General features: G+C 60.5%; 23 protein-coding genes and 1 tRNA gene. 11 read left to right on the top strand and 13 right to left on the bottom strand.

The features are described from left to right. Positions 1–11 precede the first annotated feature (11 nt). The 5 genes from TQ39_RS11915 to TQ39_RS11895 all read right to left on the bottom strand — a co-directional run bounded on the left by TQ39_RS11915 (position 12) and on the right by TQ39_RS11895 (position 8,310). Positions 12–902, bottom strand: a complete 891-nt coding sequence (locus tag TQ39_RS11915) for a carbohydrate ABC transporter permease (protein ID WP_050005706.1) — start codon at positions 900–902, stop codon at positions 12–14. A 214-nt stretch (positions 903–1,116) separates the two neighbouring features. Beyond that, complete coding sequence (locus tag TQ39_RS11910) at positions 1,117–2,469, bottom strand: ABC transporter substrate-binding protein (RefSeq protein WP_009325331.1); 1,353 nt, start codon at positions 2,467–2,469, stop codon at positions 1,117–1,119. Between the two features lie 128 nt (positions 2,470–2,597). Further along, positions 2,598–4,349 carry a sensor histidine kinase gene (locus tag TQ39_RS11905; protein ID WP_050005671.1) on the bottom strand — a complete coding sequence of 584 codons (1,752 nt, stop codon included), beginning with the start codon at positions 4,347–4,349 and terminating at the stop codon, positions 2,598–2,600. Between the two features lie 110 nt (positions 4,350–4,459). Then, on the bottom strand, positions 4,460–5,872 hold the full coding sequence (locus tag TQ39_RS11900) for a phosphoglucomutase/phosphomannomutase family protein (protein WP_009325333.1): 1,413 nt from the start codon (positions 5,870–5,872) through the stop codon (positions 4,460–4,462). A gap of 50 nt (positions 5,873–5,922) precedes the next feature. Next, positions 5,923–8,310, bottom strand: coding sequence for a glycoside hydrolase family 94 protein (locus tag TQ39_RS11895; RefSeq protein ID WP_009325334.1), 2,388 nt, complete (start codon positions 8,308–8,310; stop codon positions 5,923–5,925). Between the two features lie 41 nt (positions 8,311–8,351). Here TQ39_RS11895 and TQ39_RS20905 point away from each other — a divergent pair, with 41 nt between their 5' ends. Continuing rightward, positions 8,352–8,600 (top strand): hypothetical protein, encoded by a 249-nt coding sequence (locus tag TQ39_RS20905; protein ID WP_156146291.1) that lies wholly within the window; start codon positions 8,352–8,354, stop codon positions 8,598–8,600. 82 nt (positions 8,601–8,682) lie between these two features. Beyond that, entirely contained in the window at positions 8,683–8,871 is a 189-nt protein-coding gene (locus TQ39_RS20900) for a hypothetical protein (RefSeq protein WP_009325335.1), read from the top strand. Between the two features lie 76 nt (positions 8,872–8,947). Here the strand turns inward: TQ39_RS20900 and TQ39_RS11885 are convergent, their stop codons facing one another. From TQ39_RS11885 to TQ39_RS11875, 3 genes are read right to left on the bottom strand one after another with little or no spacing between them, the layout of a single operon-like run. After that, positions 8,948–9,397 (bottom strand): GNAT family N-acetyltransferase, encoded by a 450-nt coding sequence (locus TQ39_RS11885; RefSeq protein WP_009325336.1) that lies wholly within the window; start codon positions 9,395–9,397, stop codon positions 8,948–8,950. Between the two features lie 24 nt (positions 9,398–9,421). Further along, positions 9,422–9,949 carry a GNAT family N-acetyltransferase gene (locus TQ39_RS11880; RefSeq protein ID WP_009325337.1) on the bottom strand — a complete coding sequence of 176 codons (528 nt, stop codon included), beginning with the start codon at positions 9,947–9,949 and terminating at the stop codon, positions 9,422–9,424. A 35-nt stretch (positions 9,950–9,984) separates the two neighbouring features. Continuing rightward, positions 9,985–11,217 (bottom strand): class I SAM-dependent rRNA methyltransferase, encoded by a 1,233-nt coding sequence (locus TQ39_RS11875; RefSeq protein WP_050005670.1) that lies wholly within the window; start codon positions 11,215–11,217, stop codon positions 9,985–9,987. A 135-nt stretch (positions 11,218–11,352) separates the two neighbouring features. Between TQ39_RS11875 and TQ39_RS11870 the strand changes: the two genes are divergently transcribed. The 8 genes from TQ39_RS11870 to TQ39_RS11835 all read left to right on the top strand — a co-directional run bounded on the left by TQ39_RS11870 (position 11,353) and on the right by TQ39_RS11835 (position 18,912). Next, a complete protein-coding gene (locus TQ39_RS11870; protein WP_009325339.1) occupies positions 11,353–11,835 on the top strand; it encodes a CYTH domain-containing protein in 483 nt (160 codons plus the stop codon). 2 nt (positions 11,836–11,837) lie between these two features. Continuing rightward, positions 11,838–12,746 carry a helix-turn-helix transcriptional regulator gene (locus TQ39_RS11865; protein WP_050005669.1) on the top strand — a complete coding sequence of 303 codons (909 nt, stop codon included), beginning with the start codon at positions 11,838–11,840 and terminating at the stop codon, positions 12,744–12,746. 113 nt (positions 12,747–12,859) lie between these two features. Then, complete coding sequence (locus tag TQ39_RS11860; RefSeq protein WP_050005705.1) at positions 12,860–13,141, top strand: zinc ribbon domain-containing protein; 282 nt, start codon at positions 12,860–12,862, stop codon at positions 13,139–13,141. A 5-nt stretch (positions 13,142–13,146) separates the two neighbouring features. Beyond that, on the top strand, positions 13,147–13,449 hold the full coding sequence (locus TQ39_RS11855) for a DUF3781 domain-containing protein (RefSeq protein ID WP_082052234.1): 303 nt from the start codon (positions 13,147–13,149) through the stop codon (positions 13,447–13,449). A gap of 533 nt (positions 13,450–13,982) precedes the next feature. After that, positions 13,983–15,461: a ribosomal protection-like ABC-F family protein gene (abc-f, locus tag TQ39_RS11850; protein ID WP_050005704.1), complete on the top strand. Its 1,479-nt coding sequence runs from the start codon at positions 13,983–13,985 to the stop codon at positions 15,459–15,461. Between the two features lie 34 nt (positions 15,462–15,495). Then, a complete protein-coding gene (locus TQ39_RS11845; RefSeq protein ID WP_050005668.1) occupies positions 15,496–16,209 on the top strand; it encodes a class I SAM-dependent methyltransferase in 714 nt (237 codons plus the stop codon). Positions 16,210–16,333: 124 nt separating this feature from the next. Beyond that, a complete protein-coding gene (locus TQ39_RS11840) occupies positions 16,334–17,764 on the top strand; it encodes an MBOAT family O-acyltransferase (RefSeq protein ID WP_050005667.1) in 1,431 nt (476 codons plus the stop codon). Between the two features lie 47 nt (positions 17,765–17,811). Further along, the gene (locus TQ39_RS11835) at positions 17,812–18,912 is read left to right on the top strand and encodes a hypothetical protein (protein ID WP_050005666.1); all 1,101 of its coding nucleotides are present in this window, start codon (positions 17,812–17,814) and stop codon (positions 18,910–18,912) included. 83 nt (positions 18,913–18,995) lie between these two features. Here the strand turns inward: TQ39_RS11835 and TQ39_RS11830 are convergent, their stop codons facing one another. Genes TQ39_RS11830 through TQ39_RS11815 form a run of 4 tightly spaced genes read right to left on the bottom strand, consistent with a single transcriptional unit; the run spans position 18,996 to position 21,144 of the window. After that, positions 18,996–19,208, bottom strand: coding sequence for a zinc ribbon domain-containing protein (locus TQ39_RS11830; RefSeq protein WP_009325347.1), 213 nt, complete (start codon positions 19,206–19,208; stop codon positions 18,996–18,998). 27 nt (positions 19,209–19,235) lie between these two features. Beyond that, on the bottom strand, positions 19,236–20,084 hold the full coding sequence (locus TQ39_RS11825; RefSeq protein WP_156146289.1) for a hypothetical protein: 849 nt from the start codon (positions 20,082–20,084) through the stop codon (positions 19,236–19,238). After that, entirely contained in the window at positions 20,003–20,776 is a 774-nt protein-coding gene (locus tag TQ39_RS11820) for an ABC transporter ATP-binding protein (protein WP_242853487.1), read from the bottom strand. Before TQ39_RS11820 ends, TQ39_RS11825 begins: the two co-directional genes overlap by 82 nt. Before the next feature lie 2 nt (positions 20,777–20,778). Then, positions 20,779–21,144, bottom strand: coding sequence for a GntR family transcriptional regulator (locus tag TQ39_RS11815; protein ID WP_050005664.1), 366 nt, complete (start codon positions 21,142–21,144; stop codon positions 20,779–20,781). Positions 21,145–21,278: 134 nt separating this feature from the next. Here TQ39_RS11815 and TQ39_RS11810 point away from each other — a divergent pair. After that, a tRNA-Val gene (locus TQ39_RS11810) sits at positions 21,279–21,355 on the top strand. A gap of 1,057 nt (positions 21,356–22,412) precedes the next feature. Here the strand turns inward: TQ39_RS11810 and TQ39_RS11800 are convergent. Beyond that, the coding region (locus TQ39_RS11800) for an iron-containing alcohol dehydrogenase (RefSeq protein ID WP_050005662.1) at positions 22,413–23,399 on the bottom strand (987 nt) is incomplete at its 5' end.

The raw sequence follows: 23,399 nt of genomic DNA, 5'->3' as shown, positions 1-23,399 counted from the left end.
AAACGCCCCCCTTAATAATCTTTTTCTTTGAAGATGCGGTTCGCGATCTGGCTGATCACAACACCCAGCACCACGATGAGGATGGCGATGGCCGAGCCGTAGTCCACGTCCTGCAGCACCATAGTCTGGTAGTACATATATGTGCCGGTCAGCCAGGATTTGTCCAGCGGCAGGCCGCCCACAAACATGGTCCACGGCAGGTCGAACACCTTCAGCGAGCCGGTAATGGCCAGCACCAGGCAGGTACACAGCGTGTTGTGCAGCAGCGGCAGGGTGATATACCGGATGCGCCCCAGGCCGCTGGCCCCGTCAATCTCGGCCGCCTCATAAATATCGGTAGAGATATTGTTCAGCCCTGTGACGAGAATAACAAAATAAAACCCCACATACTGCCAGATAACAGGTACCATCATCGTGACGAAAAAGTGGGCGGGGTCTTTCCAGTCGATATTCTCCGCGGCGAGGCCCAGGTTCTGCAGAAGCTGGTTGAGCATGCCGCCGTCGTACAGAAAGATCAGGTTGAACAGAAGGCCCAGCGCTGTGGCGCTGATGACGATGGGAAAAAAATACACGGTGCGGAAGAATTTCGCCCCCACCTTGATATTGTCCACCATCAGCGCCAGCACCAGCGCGATGCCCACCTGAAACACCACGGTCAGAATCATCAGAATCATGGTGTTCTTCAGCGCGGTGCGCATGAGCGGGTCTGTGAACATCTTGACGTAGTTCTCCCATACCGGCTCGTTCAGGCCGCGGCTGCTCTCGCCCAGGCCGCCGATCTTGTTGAGGCTGTTGTAGATATTCATCAAAAACGGATAGTATAAGTACATGGTCAAAAAGAGGAAGGTCGGCACGAGGAACAGCACGAGCGGGCCTTTCTTTTTGTAGATCATCGCATTCATGGCAAGGCTCCCCTTCTTTTCTGCGTTTGTCTGCGGGATGCGGGCGCGCGAAGCGCCGTCGTTTTTCGGACGGACGCGCCGCCGTTCGGTGCGGCGGACGGCCCCGGGGGCGTGCGGCACGGCATGCGCCGCGGCCGAAGGCCCGTTTTTTCAAAAAAGGCCGGAGAGCCGTTTCCAAGCTCTCCGGCCGTATTGGCTGCTTATATCGCTTGCGTCAGGAATCTGCCAGCGGGGTGGCGAGGGCCGTCTCAATGGCCTCCTCCGGCGCCAGGGTGCCTGTCACAACATCCTTGACAGAGGCGAACAGAACGCCGCGGGCAGTCTGGTTCAGCGCATCCTGCACGGCGCTGGCCATGCCTGTCTTGCCGTTGAACATGGTGACGGCCGCCGCGTGCAGGCTGTCGGTATCCGCCGCTTCGGGCAGGCCGGATTTCAGCGCCGTAGGGGCGCCGCCCGCGAACTTGTTGACCATATCGTCGGTGGTCATGTATTCCACGAACTGGACGGCCGCATCGCGCTTTTCGGGGTCGCTCCAGGCTTTCTCGGTGATGTAGTAGCCCATGGAAATGCCGCCCACGATGTCCGTGGCCTTGCGGCTGCCGCTGCCCGGCACATAAGTAACGGTGTAATCGTCGATGTTCTCCACGTTGCCTGCGGCGTCCTCGCTGCCGGTGAACCAGCCCACCTTCCACGAGCCGTCAATGGCGAACGCGGCTTTGTTGTCGGCCATCATCTGGAATGTGTCGGCGTCACCCGCCGTCAGGGTATTTGCGGGGAAATAGCCCTTTTCGTACATCTCTTTGAGGGTGTTCAGGCCCGCGACCCAGCGCTGGCCCGCTTCGTCGGCGCCGGAAGCAGGGACCTCGGCGTGCTTGGCCACGTCGCCCTGGTTCAGGATGCAGAACTCGAACCAGTAGTGCGGCACCTCCTGCAGGGAGCAGGCGATGGGCGTATAGCCCTTGCTTTTAATGGTCTCACACATCTCCATGAACTCGTCCCAGGTCGTATCGGGGCCGGGGACCTCCAGGCCGCAGTCGGCCAGAACGGTTTTGTTCACGAACATGCCTTCCCAATATCCGCTGGACGGAACGGCGTAGGCCTTGGCGTCCACAAAGGAAAGGGGCATGGCCGCATCCAGCATGTTGGATGCATAGTCCGGGTATTCCTTGCGGATCTCCTCGATGGACACGACCTTGCCGTTCTTGATAAACTCGCTGGCGTCAGTACCCGTGAAGAAGAAGAGCACGTCCGGTTCGCTTCCGGTCTGGAAGTCGGCTTTGACCTGGGCCTTCCACTGCTCGTTTGAGGTGGCGGATTCGTCTACCACAGTGTTGCCCGTGGCCGCTTCGTAACCCGCCACCGCTTCTTCATAATTGGCGCGGTTGCCGTCGTCGCCGCCGTAGGACGTCACGACGCGGATCTCAACAGGCTTTGCTTCGGGGGCGGAGGAGCCTGTGCTTCCGGCCACGGACGCGGAAGCCGGAGCGCTGGAGCCGGAACCGCCGCAGGCGGCCAGCATGGAAGCGCCGAGGCACAGCGCAAGAATGATCGCGAGTGTCTTTTTCATGTTTCAAACCTCCCATTTTCTGGGGGCATGCGCGGCGTTCACAGCACCGTCCGAATGCCTCCCTGTGCTTATAATGTTATACCAGTTTGCACAAAAACTGAATGAACGAACTTGTTTTTTATTGCATATTATTGCCCGTCTTGTTCAAATTTGATATTCATTCTCGACAGCGTATTCCCTTTTTCAGTGATTGTGATAGAAAGGCCGCTCTCCTGCCCGTAGATGATCTTTACCCGCTCGTGTACGTTGCGGATGCCCAGCGAAGCGCTGCCCGTTCCCTCCGGCAGCGGCTCGTCCGAGAGAAGCGTCTGGATCTTCATCAGGTCGTCGTAGGTGGTTACGCCGTCGTTCTCGATCTCCAGCAGCAGCCTGTCCTGCTCGCGGTAAGCGCGGATGATGATGGTGCCTTTCTGCACGGGATTGATGCCGTGCTCCACGGCGTTTTCCAGCAAAGGCTGCAGCACCAGGCGCGGCACATAGCAGTCCAGCGTTTCGGGGGAGATCTCCTTTTCCACGGTCAGCCGCTTGCCCAACCGCTCCCGGATGATGAACAGGTACGCGTCCACATACATCATTTCCTCGGAGAGGTGGATGAGCGGCCGGTGCTTACGGTCCATGGCCGCGTTCAGCATCGTGGACAGCGCCTCCAGCATCTGACATACCTTCACGTCGTCGGCCAGGCGCGCTTCCCAGTTGATGATCTCCAGCGTGTTATTCAGAAAATGGGGGTTGATCTGGCTCTGCAGAGCCATGATCTTCGCGTCCCGCAGGGCCAGCTCCTCCTTATAGATGCGCTCGAACTGATTTTTCAGCTTGTCGCTCATGGCGTTGAAGCTGTTGCCCAGATAGGCGAACTCCTTGCTGCCCAGCCGCCCGGCGTCCACCTGAATGCCGAATTCACCCTGCTCGATGTGCGCCGAAGCCCCGCTCAGCGTGACGATGGGCCGGTTTACCTTGCGGTACAGAAACGCGATGACCGCTCCCATCAGCGGCAGCAGCGCGGCCAGCAGCGCAGCCAGCAGCAAAGCCGTGCTGCGCAGCTGGGCGCGCATGGCCGCGGTGTCGGAGTAGACAATGTATTCCAGCGCACAGCCGGGCACTACGCTTTCACTGCCCCAGACGGCGTAGCTGCCCTGCGCGGGCGCGCCGCCCTGGCCGCCCGCACGGATGTTCCCGCGCAGCTCTCCCGCATCCCGCACGCTGCCCGCAACGGTATACTCCGCGTCGCCCAGCCAGACCGTAGCGTCCGTCATCCAGATGACACTGCGCATACTGTCGAACAGCGTGTCGGTGTTCAGCTCCATCACCAGCACGCCGTAGGTGCGGTAGTTGGCGTCCAGCAGGTTGCGCATCATGTACAGGCTGCCGTCCGCCGCAAAGAAACCGATGCCGGTGCCCAGCGCTTCGCTGCGGACCAGTACTTCGTCCCGCACATGCTGCTGATATTTGCGTATGGAGGTATACGAGGTGTTGGAGGTATAGATAGGCGCTGCTGGATCGTCCACCAGCGTGACGATAGTATTGCGGAATTTGTCGTCGTAGCGGTACTGCTGGGTGAGAAAGGTCTGCATCTCGTTGTAAAACGTGACGTAATCGCCCGTTTTCGTGTAGGATGCCCAGGCATTGCCCATGGTGGCGATATAACTGGCCTTACGGCTGGCGGCGATCATGGAATCCAGGTTGCGCCCGGTGATGGCCGCGGCGCTTTGTGCGCTGCGCATCATATCGCTGCGGTACTGCCGCGTCATGCTGTCCAGAATATATACACCGCCCAGCGTGACGATGAGCACAACGGGCAGCACCCAGCACAGCAGGATAATGCCCAGCATCCCCTGCCGCAGGCCGAGCTGCCGCCTGTGTTTCATTTTCTGCCGTTCCATGCCTCCGCCTCTTTCCCGGCGCGCTTTGCAAGCATCCGCGCGTCCTGCCCGCTATTATAGCAAAAAAGGGGGACAATGTCCCCCTTTCCCCGCTTTTCGGTCGCTTTTCGTTACAGCGACAAAAACTCCGTCAAAATTTTGGCAAATTTTTCCGCATTTTCCATGGTATCCATCTCACAGAACACGCGCAGCAGCGGCTCGGTGCCGGAAAAGCGCGCGATGACCCAGCCGCCGTTTTTGAAGTACACCTTGCAGCCGTCCATGTAGCTGACCTTGGCGATCTCGCAAGGGAATTCCGGCAGCTGTTTGTCCTCCATCAGCAGCTTGAAGATGCGCGTCCTTTCGGCGCTGCTGAAATGAAAATCGTGTTCCGCCATCTCGGCGGCACCGTATTTCTGCGTGATTTCGTCCCACAGCGCGCTGAGCCTGCGGCCTGTTTTGGCAATGGCCTCAACCAGCAGCGCGGCGGCATAAATGCCGTCCTTGCCCTGGATGTGCCCGCGCACCGTCAGCCCGCCGGAGCTTTCGCCGCCGATGATGGCGCCGGTCTCCACCATCTTGGCAGACACATATTTAAAGCCCACAGGCACCTCGTAGCAGGTCTCGCCGAAGTCCTCGGCAATGCGGTCCAGCAGATGGGTGGTGGCCAGGTTCCGCACCGCTGCGCCGCGCCAGCCGCGGTACCGCATCAGATAGTAATACAGCAGCACCAGAATCTTATTGGGATGCAGGAACTCCGCCTTATCGTCAATGACACCCAGGCGGTCCGCGTCGCCGTCGGTGGCGATGCCGATGTCGCAGCCGTGTTCTTCCACATAGTTCGTCAGGCCCGCCAGCGTCTTGAGGTTGGGCGCGGGCAGCCGGCCGCCGAACAGCGTGTCCCTCCGCTCATGGATGACCTCTACGTCGCACCGGGTGGTGAGCAAGATGGTCTGCAGCGCCGTCTTGGACACGCCGTACATGGGGTCCAGCACCACGTGCAGGCCGCGGGACCGGATGGCCTCTGCATCCACCATTTTGAGGATGCTGTCGATGTAGTCGTTCATCGGGTCGATGAGTTGGATACTGCCTGCAGCAAGCCCTTCTTCGTAGGGCACCGTCTCCACAGGCTCGCCTTCCAGCTCGCGGATATAGCCCTCAAAGGCGGCGGTAAGCGTTTCGTCCGCGTCGCGCCCGCCCTCCATAAACACCTTGATGCCGTTGTAGACGGCCGGGTTGTGGCTGGCCGTGATGGCCATGCCGTAGGGCAGGCCATAGGCAGCCACCGTATACATAATAAGAGGCGTGGGGCTTTCCCGGTGGATGATGCGGCACAGGATGCCCTGTCCCGCCATCACCTCAGCGGCCCATCCGGCGGCCTCCTCGCTCAAAAAGCGCCTGTCATAGCCGATGACGAAGCCCTTGTCGGCCCTGCCCTCATCCAGCATTTTACGCGCCAGCGCCAGCGTCAGCAGCTGGACGTTGGCTTTCGTGAAGCCGTCGCCGATGACGGCGCGCCAGCCGCCCGTTCCAAAATGGATCATCGTTTCGCTCTCCTTCCTGCATATCCCCGCCGGGGAACCTGCGGCGCGCGTCAGCCCAGCACCGCTGTCACGCGGCCCGTCGTGCCGGGCGCCAGCAGCGGCAGCCGTTCCACACGCACACCGTCCAGGTACAGCGCCTTTACGCCCTTGCACACATGGGCGGGGTTCCGCACCTCGATCTCATACACCGCGCCCCGGAACCGCCGCACGGCCGTAAAGCCGTCCCAACCGCCGGGGATGCACGGGTCGATGACAAGGCCGTCGAACTCCGGCCGGATGCCCAGCATATAGCGCGTCGCGGCCACATAGCTCCACCCGCCGGAGCCTGTCATGAACGGATGGTGCGCCTCGCCGAATTTCTTGTGGTCGCGCCCGGTGATGAACTGACAGTAGGAATAAGGCTCCGCTTTGCGCGTCTCTATTTTGTCGTTCTGCCAATAGGGACACAGCGCGTCGTAAAACTGCATGGCCCTGTCGCCCCGTCCCAGCACGCATTCCGCCGCCCACGCCCATGGGTTGGGATGGCTGAAAATGGATCCGTTTTCTTTCAGGCCCTTATACACCCGGGTGACAAAACCAATGTCGTCGTCGGGCTTCGAGTAAGCCGGCGCGTTGAGCATCAGGCCCCAGGGCGTGTAGAGGTATTCCTCCACGCTGTCCATGGCCCGCGCGCCCCGCTCCGGCCCTGCCGCGCCGGAGAGAACGGCCCAGGTGTTGCTCTCCAGATGCACCTTGCCCTCCGTATCCGCGTCCGTTCCGATGGGGCGGCCGTTTTTTGTGAAGCCGCGCAGATACCATCTGCCGTCCCACAGCTCTTTTTCACACACGTCCGCCACGCTGCGCCGCACGGCCTCGTAATGCTCCGCGTCTGCCTTTCGGCCCAACCAGCGGGCCAGTGCGGCAAAGTTTCCCAGTGCCCAAACGTGCAGAAAGCTCACCATCGCGCTTTCGCCCCCGCCCAGGTTCAGGCAATCGTTCCAGTCCGCCCGCAGGCCCTGGCAGATCCCATGCGCACCCACCATGCGCTGGGAAAAATCCAGGATCGTCTTCAGGTGGCCGTAAACCGTGTCCGTCCCTTTATCCGCATAGGGCACCGGCATGTCGAGGAACGCGGCGTCCCCAGTCTCCCGCACATAGTCCGCCACGGTGGAAACAAGCCACAGCGCATCGTCGCTGCATGCGTCCGCCAGGCCGTGGATCATACTGCTTTTATCCGGCGTGGGCACAACGGTCGGGCTCTTGAAACTCTGCCGGGGCGTCTCCTCGAACCATTCCGGCTCGAACAGATGCAGGCCGTATCCCTCGCTGACAAGCCCTTTTAAAAGCTGCACGATGCGCTCTTTGCAGCGGGCGGGGTTCGAGTGCAGCACGGTCATCGCGTCCTGGGCGGTGTCGCGGTAGCCCAGCCCGGTGCGGCCGCCCACCTCGATGAAGCTGGCAAAGCGGGAAAACTGCACGTTTATCTCGCTCTGATACAGCGTCCAGATATTGATGAGCGTGTTCATGCCCTCATTGGGCGTGTCGATTTGCAGCGCCGCACATTTTTCGTCCCAGTAGTCGCGCAGGGCCGCCAGTGCCGCGTCCCGGGCGGTGGGCGGCGCATATTTTTTGCGGATGCGCACGCCTTCGGCCCGCGGCCCCTCCCCCAGGAAAAACGCTTCGCGCAGGACCTCGCCGGGCGCGAGGATAAAACGCCTGTGCAGCGACGCGCACTGGTTGCCGCCCAGCTCCGTGCTGCCGGAAAGCGTGCCCCGCTCCACGCCGATGGGGTCTGTCTCGGTGCGGTACGGGCCGATGAACGCCTCCCGCACCGTATCGTAGCTGTCCGGCGGGAAAGTGGCCGCAAAATACTGGAAGCCGTTCTCCTCATAGAAAAGGTCCTGTTCGATGATGCCGTCCGCATAGCTGCCGCCCGCGGCATACAGGCTCATCTGAAAGTTGCGGTTGTCCATATCGATATGGTGGAACGACAGCTCGGCGTAGCTGAACACGCTGATGCTCCGCGCCCGGCCGGAGATATTCTCCAACGAAAGGTCCCAGATCTCCACAGCCTCGCCCCGGGGAATGAACAGCGTCTGCACGGCGCGGATGCCGCCGTACTCACATTCGTATTTTGTGTAGGACAAGCCGTGGCGGCAGGTATATTTCGCCCAGTCCAGCGGCTTGCCCACGGGCTGCCACGAAACAGACCAGTACTCCCCGGTGTCGTCGTCCCGAAGATAAATGTAATGGCCGGGCCGGTCCATGGGCACGGCGTTGGCGCGAAAACGCGTGATGCGGTGATATTCGGCGCTTTTATGGAACAGGTATCCGCCCGCCGTGTGGTTCACCACGGCGCACATCTCCTCCGTGCCAAGATAATTGGTCCAGCTCGCGGGCAGGTCCACCCTGTCGATGACATATTCCCGGCGGTCGTTGTCGAAGTGGCCGTACTGCATACTGCATCCTCCCTGTACGGGCCGCGCGGAGGGCGCGCCCGGTGTCGTTGCTTTTATTGTACGGCGCGCGGCGCGCGGTGAACAGGGCGGGGCTTGGCATATATTTGCGTTTCTTGCCACGTGGCGCCGGCCATCCCTTTCTCCGGGCGGCGGTGTCTCTGCTCCATGCGGGCCGCACCGGTCATCGGTTTTACGCACCCAAAAAGTCATTTGATTTTTATCATCATTTTTATATTGACTTCGCCTCGCAAAAAGTCTGTCAAATGCGTGCAGATTTTTTCAATTTGTGACCATGTTGTGACCAGGCGGTGGTATACTGAGTATAAATCAGTCACAGAAAGCCCGAAATTCGATACACTCAGGAGGAATACGATGGAAACGAACCGGATGATGTCTCCCGCCGCCAGGCGGCTTGCGGCAGTTGTGCTGGCCGCGCTGCTTTGTCTCTCGCTGTTCTGGCCCAGGGGCGGCTCGCTGACAGCCGTGCTGTGCGGCGCTCCATTGGCCTCCGTAAACGGGCGGCCCGCCGCGCAGGTGATGGCGGTGCAGGCGGAGCAATAGCCTTTTACACAGAAATGCCGGCGGCGGAAATTTCCGCTGCCGGCATTTTTGATTCTTTTCCCTTTTTCGCCCTGGCTCACCGCCGTTTTTCCATCACGAAGTTGGTGAGCGCCACGCCCTGCCGTTCCACCTGCTGCTCCCGGATGACCCGATACCCTCTTTTTTCAAAAAAAGGCTTCGCCGTAATCGATGCGTGGGTGCTGATAACGCCCGCGCACACCTGCTCCAGCCTGTCGCAAAGGGCGGTTGCCACGCCCTTGCCCTGATGGCGCCGGTGGACGTACAAACGGTCCAGATATCCCGAGCCGTCGATATCCCCAAACCCGATGACCGCACCGTCCTCCAAAGCGACAAGGGTATGGTGTTCCCGGAACGAGCGGTCCCAGGCCTCCAGATCCACATGGCCCGTCGTCCACGCGTCCAGCTGCTCCTTTGTATAATCCCCGGCATTGACCGTATGGACCGTGTCGTAGAACAGCTCCGCCAATTCCCGGCAATCCGACGGCCTGTATTTTCTGATCTGCATGCTTATCCTCCGCATCACGGCGCCTCACAGCGCGTACTCCATCTGGCAGTCAAACGGCTCCGACGCCACATGGGCCTCATTGTACTCCCGGGCCTCCACGCAGCCCATCGCCGCGTAAAACGCCTGTGTCTCCACCGCCGAATGGGCCGACAGATACAGCTTTTTTCCGCCGTGCGCACGGGCCCACTGCGCCGCCCGGGTAAAAAGCTCCCGCCCGATGCCTCTGCCCCGCAGCTCAGCCGAAACGTGCAGGCACGTCAGGTCCCGGTAATCCCCCGCTTTGCCCAGCGGGGCGCTTTCCACCGAGGCAAAGCCCTTGAGCGCGCCGTCCGCAAAGGCCCCCAGCACAACGCCGCCCGTGGCCAGCGTATTTTGCAGGCATTGCACAAGAAACGCATAATCCGCTTCGCTCCAGTCGTCGATGAACGGCGCGTCCCGCACGACCCATACGCCGTTTTCCCTGCGGCGGCACTTCGTCACTTCCTGGCGCCGTTCAAAATGCCGGAACAGCGCCCGGTCCAGCTCGCCGGGTGCGATCTCGCGGTATTCCATATCCATTCTCCTTCTATGCGGCCGCCGCGCGCCGCTCAAAACACCTGGAACAGGTAAAACTTCAGATAATTCGTCTCGTCCACACCCCACAGGATGGGATGGTCCGGCGATTGCTGGCGCGCCTCGATCTGGCGCAGCTGCACGCCCGCGTCACGGGCCGCGTCTGCCAGCATGGCGCGGAACATCCCGTCCGTGGCAAAATGGCTGCAGCTGCAGGTGGCAAGATACCCGCCCCGGGGCAGCAACTTCATGGCGCGGTAATTGATCTCCTTATATCCCCGCAGTGCGCCCGGCACTGTCTTGCGGGATTTCGTAAACGCGGGCGGATCCAGAATGATGAAATCATACTTTTTGCCGCCCTCCTCCGCCAGACGGGGCAGCAGGTCGAACACATTGGCCGCCACGCAGTCCATTCTGTCCGACACTCCGTTGATATCCGCATTGCGGCGCGCCATCTCCACGGCGGCCTCGGAGACGTCCACCGCCGTCACATGGGCCGCGCCGCCCTTGGCTGCGTTCAGTGCAAAGGAGCCGGTGTGCGTGAAGCAGTCCAGCACCGTCCTGCCCTGCGCAAGCCGCGCCACAGCCTGCCGGTTGAACCTCTGGTCCAGAAAAAAACCCGTTTTCTGGCCATTTTCCACGTCCACAGTATAGCGGACTCCGTTTTCCACAATTTCCGTCAGACAGGTGTCCGGCCGGGGCAGGCCCAGCGCCGAAAGGTCAAACCAGCCCTTGTTTTCCTCCAGCCCCTCCCGGGCGCGGATGGCAACGTCGTTGCGCTCGTACAGGCCGTCGATCTGCTGGCCGTCGTCCCGCAGCAGCTTTACCAGCAGCGGAAAGAGCACGGGCTTGATGCGCTCGATGCCCACAGAGAGCGTCTGTGCCACCAGATACCGGCCAAAACGGTCCACCGTCAGGCCGGGGAACAGGTCGGCCTCGCCGAAGATGACACGGCAGCTCGAAACCTCCCCGCTCAGCACTGTTTTGCGGTACTCCCACGCGTGGGACAATCGGCGCAGGTAAAACGCCTCGTCGAAGACGTCATTGGCATTGCGTGAAAGGATGCGCACACGGATCTTGCTGTGCAGGCTGATGAAGCCCGTGCCCAGATACCGTCCCTTTGCGCTGATCACGTCCACCAGCGCGCCGTTTTCCGCGGGCTGCGCGTCCGCCACTTCCGTATCGTACACCCACGGATGTCCACCCGTCAGCCCGCGTTCGGCCTTGGGGGTAACGGTCACCCGGGGATATCCTCTTTGCTGCTTCATGGTCTTTCCGCCTTTTCTTTTGGGTGCGCACGTTTGCGCCCGGCCGGGCTTTTTACAAAGCGCCCGGCATTTTTGACTTGTCGGATACACACTATTATAATGGTCTTACGAAAAAAAAGATAGTGGGGTGTTAAAATGGAGATCGAACGCAAGTGGCTCATCGACGGGTTCCCCGCCGGTCTCCCGCTGCTGAAAGAGGCCCGGGTGCGCCAGGGATATATCTCGACAGCCCCCGTGGTGCGCATCCGGGAGAGCGTGAACGCCGACGGCTGCCGCTGTGTGCTGTGCTTCAAGGGCGAAGGCACGCTGGCGCGGGAGGAGGTTGAAACGGATATTTCTGCGGAATTGTTCCGGCGGCTCACAGCCTTCACCGGGCAGGACCTTGTGACCAAGGATTACAGGGTGTATGCGCTGCCCGGGGGCGAGCGGCTGGAGGTGAGCCTGGTGGACGCGGGCCGGCCCACGGCGTTTTTCTACGCGGAGGTGGAGTTCCCCACCGTGGAGGCCGCCCGCGCCTTTGTTCCGCCGCCCTTCCTGGGCGAAGAAAAGACCGAGAGCGGCGATTTTTCCATGAGCGCCTACTGGCACGCTACCCGCGGCTCCGGCCGGGAGGGATAGCCATGCACACGGGCCGCCTGTTCGAGATCGTATATCTGCTGCAAAGCCGTCCCCGCATGACGGCGCGGGAGTTGGCCGAACGCTTTGAAGTGAGCGTGCGCACGATTTACCGGGACATCGACGCGCTTTCGGCCGCGGGCGTCCCTGTGTACGCGGCGCGGGGCGGAGGCGGCGGCGTGGGGCTGCTGCCCGGCTATGTGCTGGACCGCTCGCTGCTGACGGACGGCGAGCAGGACGAGATCCTGTATGCCCTGCGGGCCATGGCCGCCGCAGGCATGGGCGGCGCGGCGCTGGAAAAGCTGGCCGGGCTGTTCCAGAAAAGCGGCGACGGCTGGCTGGAGGTGGATTTTTCTCCCTGGGGCTCCGGCCCGGCGGAAAAACGCGTGTTCGCCACACTGAAAACAGCCATCCTCTCGCGCCGGGAGATCGCCTTCGATTATTACAGCGCGCGCGGCGAAAAAAGCCGCCGCACGGCCCAGCCCGTGAAGCTGGTTTATAAAGACGCCGCCTGGTACCTGCAGGCGTACTGCCTGGCACGACAGGCGCTGCGTGTGTTCAAACTGTGCCGCATGCTGGACGTGACGCTGCTGGACGCCGTTTTCACGCCCGGCCCGCAGCACACGCCCCAGCCGATGGACCCGGCGGAGGCCCCCGGTCCGCTTTTGCATCTGGAGTTGACGTTCACACCCGCCGCCGCGTACCGCGTTTACGATATGTTTCCGCCGGAGTGGGTGACACAGCTGCCGGACGGACGCCTCTTCGTGTCCGCCTTTTACCCCGAAAGCCCGTGGATATACGGTTTTTTGCTGAGCTTCGGAGCCGATGTGGCTGTGCTGTCTCCGCCGCAGGTGCAGCAGGCCCTGCGCGAGGCCGGGCAGAAAGTGGCGGCGCTGTACGGCGCGCCGGAGTGACCCTTTGGCGCGCGGCCGGCTGCGGAAAATTTATTTTTTCTTTTGAATATGACGCAGGATGTCATCTTCCCCGGTTTATACTGAACGCACAACAACCGAAAGGGGAATGCAACATGGAAAACCAGAACGTCAAGCGCTTTTGCCAGAGCTGCGGCATGCCGCTGCAAAACGAGGCCGACTATGGCACCGAAGCCGGAGGCGGCAGGTCGGAGGAATACTGCACCTACTGTTATCAGGACGGCGGTTTCACGGCGGACTGCACGATGGACGAGATGATCGATTTCTGCATCCGCTTCGAGCAGCAGCAGAACCCAGGGCTGGACGCCGAGGACGCCCGCCGCGCCATGCGCGCGTGGTACCCCACGCTCAAGCGCTGGAAGCAGACGCAGGGCTGACGCGTATGCAGCGCGCCGCTCCGGCCCGCGCGGGGGAGGACACTGTACGGGAAAACACCGCGCCGCCAAGGCCGCACGAACTCCACACGACGCCTCTTGGCGCCGCGCGTCTGTGCAAAAATCTCGGGTTTGCCCCCCAGGACGTCATGCGGCAGTGCATACGGTGCATCGCACAGCCAGATGCGGTTTATCAGCGCAGGGGCAAAAACTGGTATATCACATCTGCGGACTGCGAATTTGTGGTCAACGCGGGCAGCGGGACGGTCATTACCGCACACCGCCGCCCGCCGCCGCAAAAGGGCTCTTGACAAACCGTTTCCGCTTTGCTATCTTAAAAAACAGCAGCTACGCTGCTGTTTTCTACGCGCATCCAGGCACTTTGTGCCCGGGCGCTTAATATTTTAAGACCATGGGCCGGGACAGCCCACATGGCTGCTTTTTATAGCTTTGCACGGCAAAGCTATAAAAAAAATAGCTGCGGGCTATTTTTTCGGCTGTGCGGCCCGTCCCCGGGCGCGGCCATCAAGATCGTTTTTTATTGGGAGCAATAAAAAAGAATCGAATAGACGGGAGATGGAAGGATGCGCATTTGACCTGCTTTTTGTACGTGCACAAACCTGCGGCGCGGCGTTTTCGCGCGCTGCTGTGGTTTTGTGCGCCTTCCACAAAGCGGGAAAATGCGTTTCGTTCCGGCTCCTTCCGTGTGTAAGGAAGGGCAGGGCCGCCTTTGTGCGGCGCCTGCCTTTTTCAGGGTTTCCGGCGCTTCGGCCCGGCTCTGGACACATGGTGGAAAAAGCCGCGGGCGCGTTCCCGCGGCCTTTTTCGATTGGAGTTGAAGTATATGTCCCAAATCACCGTTTCCCATCTTACCTTCGCCTATGACGGCGCCTGCGACAACGTGTTCGAGGACGTCTCTTTCGTGCTGGACACCGACTGGCGGCTCGGCTTTACCGGCCGCAACGGGCGCGGCAAAACCACATTTCTGAAGCTGCTGGACGGCACGCTGGATTCCCGCGGCGCCGTGCGCGCCGGCGTACCCGTGCTGTATTTCCCATTCCCTGTGGAATATCCGCAGGACGATACGCAAGCCGTGCTGGAGCGGCTGCTCCCGGATTGCCCGGCCTGGCGCATCCTGCGGGAACTGAATCTGCTGGGTGTGGAGCAAGACGTATTATATCGCCCATTTTATACAATGAGTAATGGAGAGCAAACCAAGATTCTGCTGGCCAGCCTGTTTTTGCACGATGGCGCATTCCTGCTCATCGACGAGCCGACAAACCATCTGGATGCCGGAGGACGCCGCCTTCTGGGTGAATATCTGGCGCAGAAAAGGGGATATATCCTGGTTTCCCACGACAGAGATCTGCTGGACCGCTGCGCCGACCATATGCTGGTGCTGAACCGCCGCGACATCACCGTGATGCAGGGGAATTTCACCGCCTGGGAGGAAAACAAACGCCTGCAGGACGAGCGTGAACGCGCGGAAAACGAACGGCTGGAAAAGGACATCGCCCGGCTGGGCGAGGCCGCGCGCCGCACCGAGCGCTGGAGCGGCAGGGCCGAGCGGGAAAAGCACGCCCGCAACAGCGGCCTGCGGCCGGACCGGGGTTTTCTGGGCCACAAGGCGGCCAAGCTGATGAAGCGGGCCAAAGTCACCGAAGCGCGCCAGCAGGCGGCCATTGCAGAGAAAAAAACACTGCTGCGCAATGTGGACGAGGCCGACGGCCTGAAGCTGCACCCGCTGGCCTGGAGCAAAAGCGGGCCGCTGGTGCGCGCCGAAGGCCTGAGCCTTTCCTACGGCGGGCGCACGGTGTGCGCAGGCCTGACGTTCACGCTTCGCCCCGGCGAGCGCATGGCTGTCACCGGCCCCAACGGCTGCGGTAAAAGCACGCTGCTGAAAAAGCTGTGCGGTCAGGACGTCGCCGCCTGCGGTACGCTGGCGCTCGGCGCGGGGCTTATTGTGTCTTATGTGCCCCAGGACGCGTCGTTTCTGCACGGCGGCGCACGAGACTACGCCCGGAACGCGGGCGTGGACGAGACGATGTTCCTGACGCTGCTGCGCAAGCTTGGCTTTGAACGGGTGCAGTTTGAAAAGGATATGGCGGATTACAGCGCCGGACAGAAAAAGAAAGTGCTGCTGGCCCGCAGCCTTTGCGAAAGCGCTCATCTTTACCTGTGGGACGAACCCCTGAATTATATCGACGTACTGTCCCGCATGCAGATCGAGCAGCTTTTGCTGGACTACCGGCCCACAATGCTGTTTGTGGAGCATGACGCGGCCTTTGTGCGCCGGGCCGCCACCGGGACGCTGGCGCTGTAAGCAGGTGCCCCATCACAGGAAAGAAGGAATTTTTATGGAGCTTACCATCCGGGCGGACGTTTCCGCCCATATGCGGGAATTGAAGCAATGGCTTGCACAGACGCGGGATGAGCCCGCCGAGGATATGAACGGCTTTTTCGCCGCCCGCGTGGACACCTATGAAGCGCACATGTCCGTGTGGGACAAAGCATATGGCCGTGTGGCCGAGCTGACGCCCGGAGACTGCGGCCCCCTGCTGGACCTCGGCTGCGGCACCGGGCTGGAGCTGGACCGCATCTTTGCCCGCTGGCCGGAGCTTGCCGTCACGGGAGTGGACCTGTGCGCGGCCATGCTGGAAAAGCTGCGTGCGAAGCATGCCGGGCGGCGGCTTGAGCTGCGGTGCGCGGATTATCTGGCGATGGACCTGGGCGCGGAGCAATACGGCGCGGTCGTTTCCGTAGAGAGCCTGCACCATTTTACCCCGGAGCAAAAGCTGGAGCTGTACAAAAAAATTCATGCCGCCCTGCGGCCCGGCGGCTTTTTTCTGGAGGCGGACTACATCGCCTGCTGCGAGGAAGAGGAGACTCTGCTGCGGGCGGAAAGCGCGCGCCGCCGGGCTCGCGCGAACATCCCGGCGGATGTGTTCATCCACTTCGACACGCCGCTGACGCTGGAGCACGAGCTTGCCCTGCTGCGGGCCGCGGGCTTTTCGTACTGCGAGGCCGTGGACAGCATCGCGGGGGCCACGTTCCTGCGCGGCCGCAAATAAGACCGGTAACAAAAAAGCCTTACAAAAGAGTAAGAAAGCTGTAAGCCCTGTTCCGGTTGCGCGCGGCGCACAGCCATGATACAATAATATATCCTTATTTTTGCTGCAAAGGAGGCCGCGCCCGGTGCAGTTCACATCCCTTGCCTATCTCGGCTTTTTCGCCGCCGTGTTCGCCGTACACTGGGCCGTGCCGCAGAAAGCGCGCTGGGCCGTTTGCCTGGCCGCGTCGGCCGGTTTTTATGCGCTGCTGGGCGCGCCCATGCTTGCCGTGCTGGCGCTGTGCATCGCCGTCTCTTATCTGGGCGGCCTGTGGCTGCAGCGGCGGCGGGGCCGCAGGCCCGCGCTGGCGCTGGCCGCGGCGGCGGCGCTGGCGCCGCTGCTGTTCTTCAAATATTTCAATACGCTGCTGGGCGCGTATGTACCCGAAAGCGTGCGCGCGTTCAGCCTGCTCACGCCCGTCGGCATCAGTTTTTTCACGTTCAAAGCTGTGGCGTATCTGGCCGAGGTGTACAAGGGCGCTCTGCCTCCCTGCCGCCATTTCGGACGGTACGCGCTGTATGTTTCATTCTTTCCCGAAGTGAGTATGGGACCCATCCAGCGCCCGGGCGACCTGATGGCCCAGATCGGCACGCCCCGCGCATTTGACGCCGGGCGCGCGGTACGCGGCGCGCAGCTCATGCTGTGGGGGTATTTTGAAAAGCTGGTGGTGGCCGACAACCTGGCGCCTTATGTTTCCGCCGGGCTGGACGCCCCCGACCTTGTGATGGGCCTTTCGGTGTTCCTGGCCAGCGTACTGTACGCGGTGCAGCTCTATGCGGATTTCGCCGGGTATTCCCACATCGCCATCGGCTGTATGCAGCTTTTGGGCTTTGACGTACCGGAAAATTTCCGCGCGCCCTATTTTTCCACGTCCGTGAAGGAGTTCTGGAACCGCTGGCATATTTCGCTCTCCTCCTGGCTGCGGGACTACGTCTACATCCCGCTGGGCGGCAGCCGCTGCTCCACAGCGCGCTGCTGCGTCAATCTGCTGATAACCTTCCTCGTCAGCGGCCTGTGGCACGGCACCGGGCTTCAATTCGCCGTATGGGGGCTGCTGCACGGGGCATATCTTGCGGTGGGACGGCTCACCGCGCCCGCCCGCGCGCGGCTGTGGCGCGCCTCGCACATTCCGGAGCAGAGCGCCCCGGCCCGCGGGCTGAAAATGCTTGTCACTTTCGTGCTGGTGTGGTTCGGGTGGGTGTTTTTCCGCGCGCCCACCCTGTCCGGTGCGCTGCATCTGTTCGCCCGCATGCCGGACAGCTTTTCTCTTACGCCCCCGGCGCTGAAAAACGCTCTCGCCATGCTGGGGTTTAACAGCGGTATGCTGGTACGCGTCGGCTTTGCCTGCGCTCTGCTGTGCGCGGTGGACTTCGCCGCGAGGCGCACGGGCTTTTCCGCCTGGCTTGCGGGACGCAGAAAATGGTTCCAGGCCGCGCTGTGCTATGTGCTGGTTCTGGCCATCCTGTTTCTTGCGCCCATCGGTGCATCCCCCACGCCCATCTACTTCCAGTTTTAAGCGCCGCGCCCCGAACGGACGCGGCCCGAATATCCGGGAGGCTTCCATTGAAACGCTTTTTAAAGATCCTCGCGCTGTTTCTCGCGCCCGTCATCCTGCTGCTGGGCATGTTTTCCCTTGCCCTTTTGCGCTCGGGCGAGCTGACGCCCACGGCGGACATTGAAGCCGCTGCGCTGAACGGCGGGCTGGAGCTGTTCGGCCTTGCCTACCGGGATGATACCCGCGCCTTGAAGCAGGCCGTGGCCAACGCCCGCGGTGCGGACGTGCTGGTGCTGGGCACCTCGCGCTCCATGCAGCTGCGCGGCGCTTTCTTCGCATCAGACAGCTTTTACAACGCAGGCGGCGGCATTGCCTATATTTCACAGGCCCAGGTGTTTTTGGAAAACATTCCGCCGGACGCACGGCCGAAGCATCTGCTTCTGGTGCTGGACCAGTATTTCTACAATGAGACCTGGACCTCCATCGAACCGGAGGACAGCACGGCCCTGCGGCCCTACACGCAGCCGGACGCTTTTTACGCTCTGCGCCGGGCACTGGCGGATTATCTGGACGGAAAATATTCCCTGCTGCATGTGCTGGGCACGCAGGACGGCGTGTACGGCATGTCGGCCGCGGGGCGCGGCGCGGGCTTTTACGCAGACGGCTCATACACCTACGGCACCGCCGTGCTGCACCCGGAAAAAAGCGCGGACGCAGAGTTTAAGGATACGTTCCAGCGCATCGCAAAAAACACGAACCGCTTTGAGTACGGGGAAACGCCGGACGCAGAAAGCCTTGCCCAGACGGAAGCTCTGCTCGCTTTCTGCGCCCGGGCCGGCATCGAGGTAACGGCATTCCTGCCCCCCTACGCCCCCTCTGTGTGGCAGCGCATGCAGGAGACCGAGCAGTACGGCTATATTTCCGCCGCCTTCGCGGCGCTGGAGACGATGTTTGCCCGGTACGGCTTTGAGGTGTTCAATTACTCCTATCTGCCGGAGACGAATGACAGCCAGTATGTGGACGGCTTCCACGGCTCCGACCGTGTATATGCGGCGCTGTGCGCGCGGCTGGCGGAGGATTCGCTTCTGCTGGGCGCACAGTTCGACAGCGCCGCGCTGACGGCGCTGTTTACGGCGCAGGGAAACCCTCTGACGGTTTCCCTGCCATAGACCCGCCTTAAAAAGCAGAAACAGCGGCGGGCCGCCCACACCGGGCGCGCCCTCCGCTGTTTTTGGTATTTGATCCCGTTTTTTCAGCCGCCGATCAGGAAGTCCAAAACATCCATCGCTCCGTCGCTCATTTCCTTGTACAGCTCGGTATAGCCGCACCGGGTGCAGGTGATGGTGGTGAAGCGCTTGTTCTGTACGTCGAACAGCTTGGCAAAATTGCCGCCGGTCGCCTGGAACTGGTCGGCCTCATACTCCATATTTCCGCACTTCGGGCATACATACTGCTGCCGTTCCATGGTGCATCCCCTCCTTTTGGTACCAGTTTACGCGAGATTGAGCCGCTTTGTCAACAACCAGCGCGTTATGCAGAAATAAATCACACAGCCGACCAGCAGCACTGCGCCCACGGCCCCCATTACGGCGCACATCACGGCGGCGGGTGCGGCGTGCTCTACCACAGGGACCAGCGCATCCATGGCCCCGGTTGCTGCAAGCACCACGCCGCTGACGAGCATACCGGCCACCGTCAGCATCTGCAGCCCGAAATTGAGTATAAAATACGCCGCGATGCTGGCTCCCAGGCGGCTGGTGGGCCACTGCCCGCCGATGGCCATGCACATGTAAAGCTGTAAATATGTGTTCACTGTACCGATAATAAAAAGCACCAGCATCACGGCGGCGGGCATCCACAGGCCCGTCCCCATCTCCGCGCGGAACGCCGCGCTGAAGCGTGCAAGCGTCATGCCGTTTTCCGCCGCGCCGGGAATAGAGAAGATCAATGCAGCGGCAGCCAGCACCGCCAGCGCCAGTGAAAGGAGCGTCCACACTGTGCCCACGGCCAGCTTGGCCGTGATGTGCTGCGCGGGTGTGACTGGCAGCGTGAACATCAGATATCCCTCGTCCCCCAGCAGGTTTTTGTAAAACCGCTGGATGGTGACGACCACCGCGGCCGTCATCATGGCCATCATTGCAATAAAGGTGAGCAGGCACAGCAGCCCGGAAGCGAGGCCGAGCACCGGCCCTCCCCAGCCCGTTCCGCCGGGCAGCACCAGTATGCCGCCCAGCTTTACGGTCAGCGCCGCCGCGCCCGTCAGCACCAGAACCGTGCCCAGTATGGGCAGAAAAATACGCGCCGTCGCCTTGAATTCATGTTTGATGAGTTTCGCAAACATTTGAATACCTCCCTGAAAAACGCGTCGACGCTTTTGCCCTGCGCCGCACGGAGCTCGTCCACACTGCCGGACGCCACAAGCCTTCCGCCGCCGATCATCACGACGTCGTCCAGCACCTTTTCAATGTCGCCGATGAGATGTGTGGAGAGCACCAGCGCCGCGTCCTCGCTGTAATTGCGGATGATCGTGTCCAGAATATAATCCCTGGCCGCGGGGTCCACGCCGCCGATGGGCTCATCCAGCAGGTACAGCCCGGCGGCGCGGCTCATCACCAGCACAAGCTGCACCTTCTCCCGCGTGCCCTTGCTCATGGCGCTGATCTTGTCCCCCGGCTGGATCTTCAGATCCGCCAGCATCGAGACCGCCTTTTCCCGGCTGAAATCAGCGTAAAAATCGCAGAACAGCTCCAGCGCCTCGCGCACGCGCAAACCGGCGGGCAGATACGTGCGTTCCGGCAGATACGCCACGCGCGCTTTCGTCTGCGGGCCCGGCGCCTGTCCGCATACGCGAAGGCTTCCGCCCGTGGGCACCAGCAGCCCCGCCGCCAGCTTCATCAGCGTCGTCTTGCCGCTGCCGTTCGGCCCCAGCAGGCCTGTGATGCGCCCGCCGGAAAAAGCCGCCGTAAAATTGTCCAGCGCCTTGTTCGGGCCATAGGCCTTTGTCAATGCGCTGCATGTCAATACCGCTTCCATCGTCATTCCTCCTGTGCCTTTTGCTGCAAAAGCGCCAGCGTCTGCGCCCGGGTGTATCCCAGCTTTTCCATCATCTGCAAAAATGCGCCGATCTGCTCGGCCGCCAGTTGTTCGCGCAATTGTGCAATCATTGTTTCATCCTCCGTTACGGTGCGGCCTGCCGTGCGCTGTGTATTCAAAAGGCCGCGTGCTTCCAGTTCCTGCAGCGCACGCTGCATGGTGTTTGGGTTTACCGCCGCTCCGGCAGCCATCTCCCGCACGCCGGGCAGCCGTGCGCCCGCCCGGTATTCTCCGGCCACGATGGCAAGCTCCAGCTGTTCGATGAGCTGCAGGTAAACGGGCCGGTCGGCTGTGATGTTCCACTTCATGCGCTCGTCTCCTTGTGTCACTGTATTAATCGATTAATACAATAATACAACATATTTTTCAAAAGTCAATAGGGGAAAATATAAAATTGGGGCTGGACTTTTCAAAAAAGGTATGCTATAATAATTTTCGCTGTGGAGGCGTAGCTCAGCTGGTTAGAGCGTTCGGTTCACATCCGAGAGGTCGCGGGTTCGAGCCCCTCCGTCTCCACCATTTAAAAAACCGCATTACACCGTCATTCGTTCGGTGTTTGCGGTTTTCTTTTTGCCTTGTTTATGCGCGCCAATATCCTTACGGTGTTATTTACAAAATATGCAAATCAAAATGCAAGCCAAACATAAATTAAAACTCCCTCGGTAGTTGTTACCGGGGGAGTTCTGTTTTATCAACAGATATCAACGCCGACAGACTTTGCCTTTTTATGGGATTTTGGGAAGTGCCAGGAGTTGGACTTTATCCTATATTACATATCCCTTTGCAGCCAGCGCTTCGGTATATTATGCTCCAGTCTGATGATTGTCTTAAAGCCATGAGCGGAAAATACTGCCGACATTTGTTCTCCGGTCTCCTGGGGTACATAAATTGCGCTGCAAATTTGAGTTTCACCCTGTCTCCTGCGATTCATTAAGAATGGGCAGCAGCCTCGTCCTCCCGAACGCGCGCTTTCCGCAGCAGGCAGGCTTCCGCATTCGTTCGCGGCCATAGAAGGAACCGGCTGCATTTCCGATGATACAAAGCTATTGTTTTTCTCAGCACAACCGATTAATAGCAATGTCAAAAACATCCGCGCACGGATATTCTTCCTCTTTTCTTTCTCCTTGCTGTTTGTCTTTTACCGAACATACCAGCCAAATTCCATCGCCATCCAAGCATTCTATCTTCTTGCGCCGGAAAATCGCCGGCGCGCCGGGGCTGCTCTGTCAGAACTTCAATTGCATGGGCATCCGGCCTTACGGAATGTGCCTGATGCCCAGCCGATTTCTCCCTGCGTATCCACAGAAACATAGTAGAGCGCCGCCTGCGCCTCCGCCACAGAATCACCGGGAGATATCTCTGACGCCGGACCAATCTCCGGTTTTCGCTCTCCTGTAAGCTCTTTTGTGGTCACCGTTCTGTAAAGCCATGCGTCGGTCCGATATTCTGTACGGATACGGGCATATTCTTCGCCTGCCTTTCCGGCAGCCTCTGTTCTCATAAATGCACCGGTGGTTTTCCATCCAGCGCGCTCAAAATGCAACAAATTATATATGGCCGGTCCATGCGGCCCTCCTTATAGGCACTCCATCAAAATCTCGTAGATTTCGTCCCTGCTGAGTTCACGGGGGCCAGCCTTGATAATGTTGCAGGTATCGGCCACCTGCCGCAGTACCTCCGGGGTGATCTCCACCGTGGATTTAAGCCGGCTCAGTTTTGTGGGCAGCCCGCACTCTTTGATGAAGCTCTCCAGTGCCGCCACACCGGCTTCTGCGGTATCCTGGCCAAATACGTCCTTTGCAAGTCTGGCAAATTTCTCCGGCGCATCCTTTACGATATGGCGGTAATAAACGGGATGAATCACTGCCAGTCCCTGGCCGTGGTTGCAGTCGGTATAAGCGCCAAGCTGGTGTTCGATCTGGTGTGTCTGGAAATCTGTCAGGCGGCCGCATTTCAAAATTCCATTCTCCGCCATTGCAGAATCCCACATCAAGTTGCTCCGAGCCTGCCTGTCGTTGATGTTTTTCAGCAAGCGGCGCATATTGACAACGGTATTGCGCATGACCGCCAGCGCCACATCATCGGAAACATTATCCTGGTCGGAATTACCGAAATATGTTTCCATGGCATGGCTTAAAGTGTCAAACGCACCGGAGAGGACCTGCATGGGCGGCACGGACATGGTATACGCCGGGTCCAGGACGGCGAATACGGGAGCGATGCCGAAAATGCCGCCCTTCCACTTCTTTTCTTCATGGGTGATGATGCCGCCCGCGTTCATTTCTGCCCCTGTGCCGGATGCGGTGACAACCGCACCTACCGGGATTCCTGCGTTAGGGAACTGTCCCTTGCCGTACTCCATCTCCCAGATGTCTTCGTCCAACAGAGCTTGTGCGGAAATCACCTTGCAGCAGTCGATCACGCTGCCGCCGCCCACAGCCAGAATGAAGTCTACATGCTGCTCACGGGCAATGGCCGCACCTTCCTGCACCTTTGCATAGGTGGGGTTCGGCATGATACCGGAAAAATCAATAATCGTTTTATCTGCTTGTTTAAGCAGCGT

This window comes from Ruthenibacterium lactatiformans (assembly GCF_000949455.1).
GTDB classification, from domain to species: Bacteria; Bacillota; Clostridia; order Oscillospirales; family Ruminococcaceae; genus Ruthenibacterium; species Ruthenibacterium lactatiformans.
Note: the sequence above shows the minus strand (reverse complement) of the source record. Positions and strands in the feature narration are given on the sequence as shown.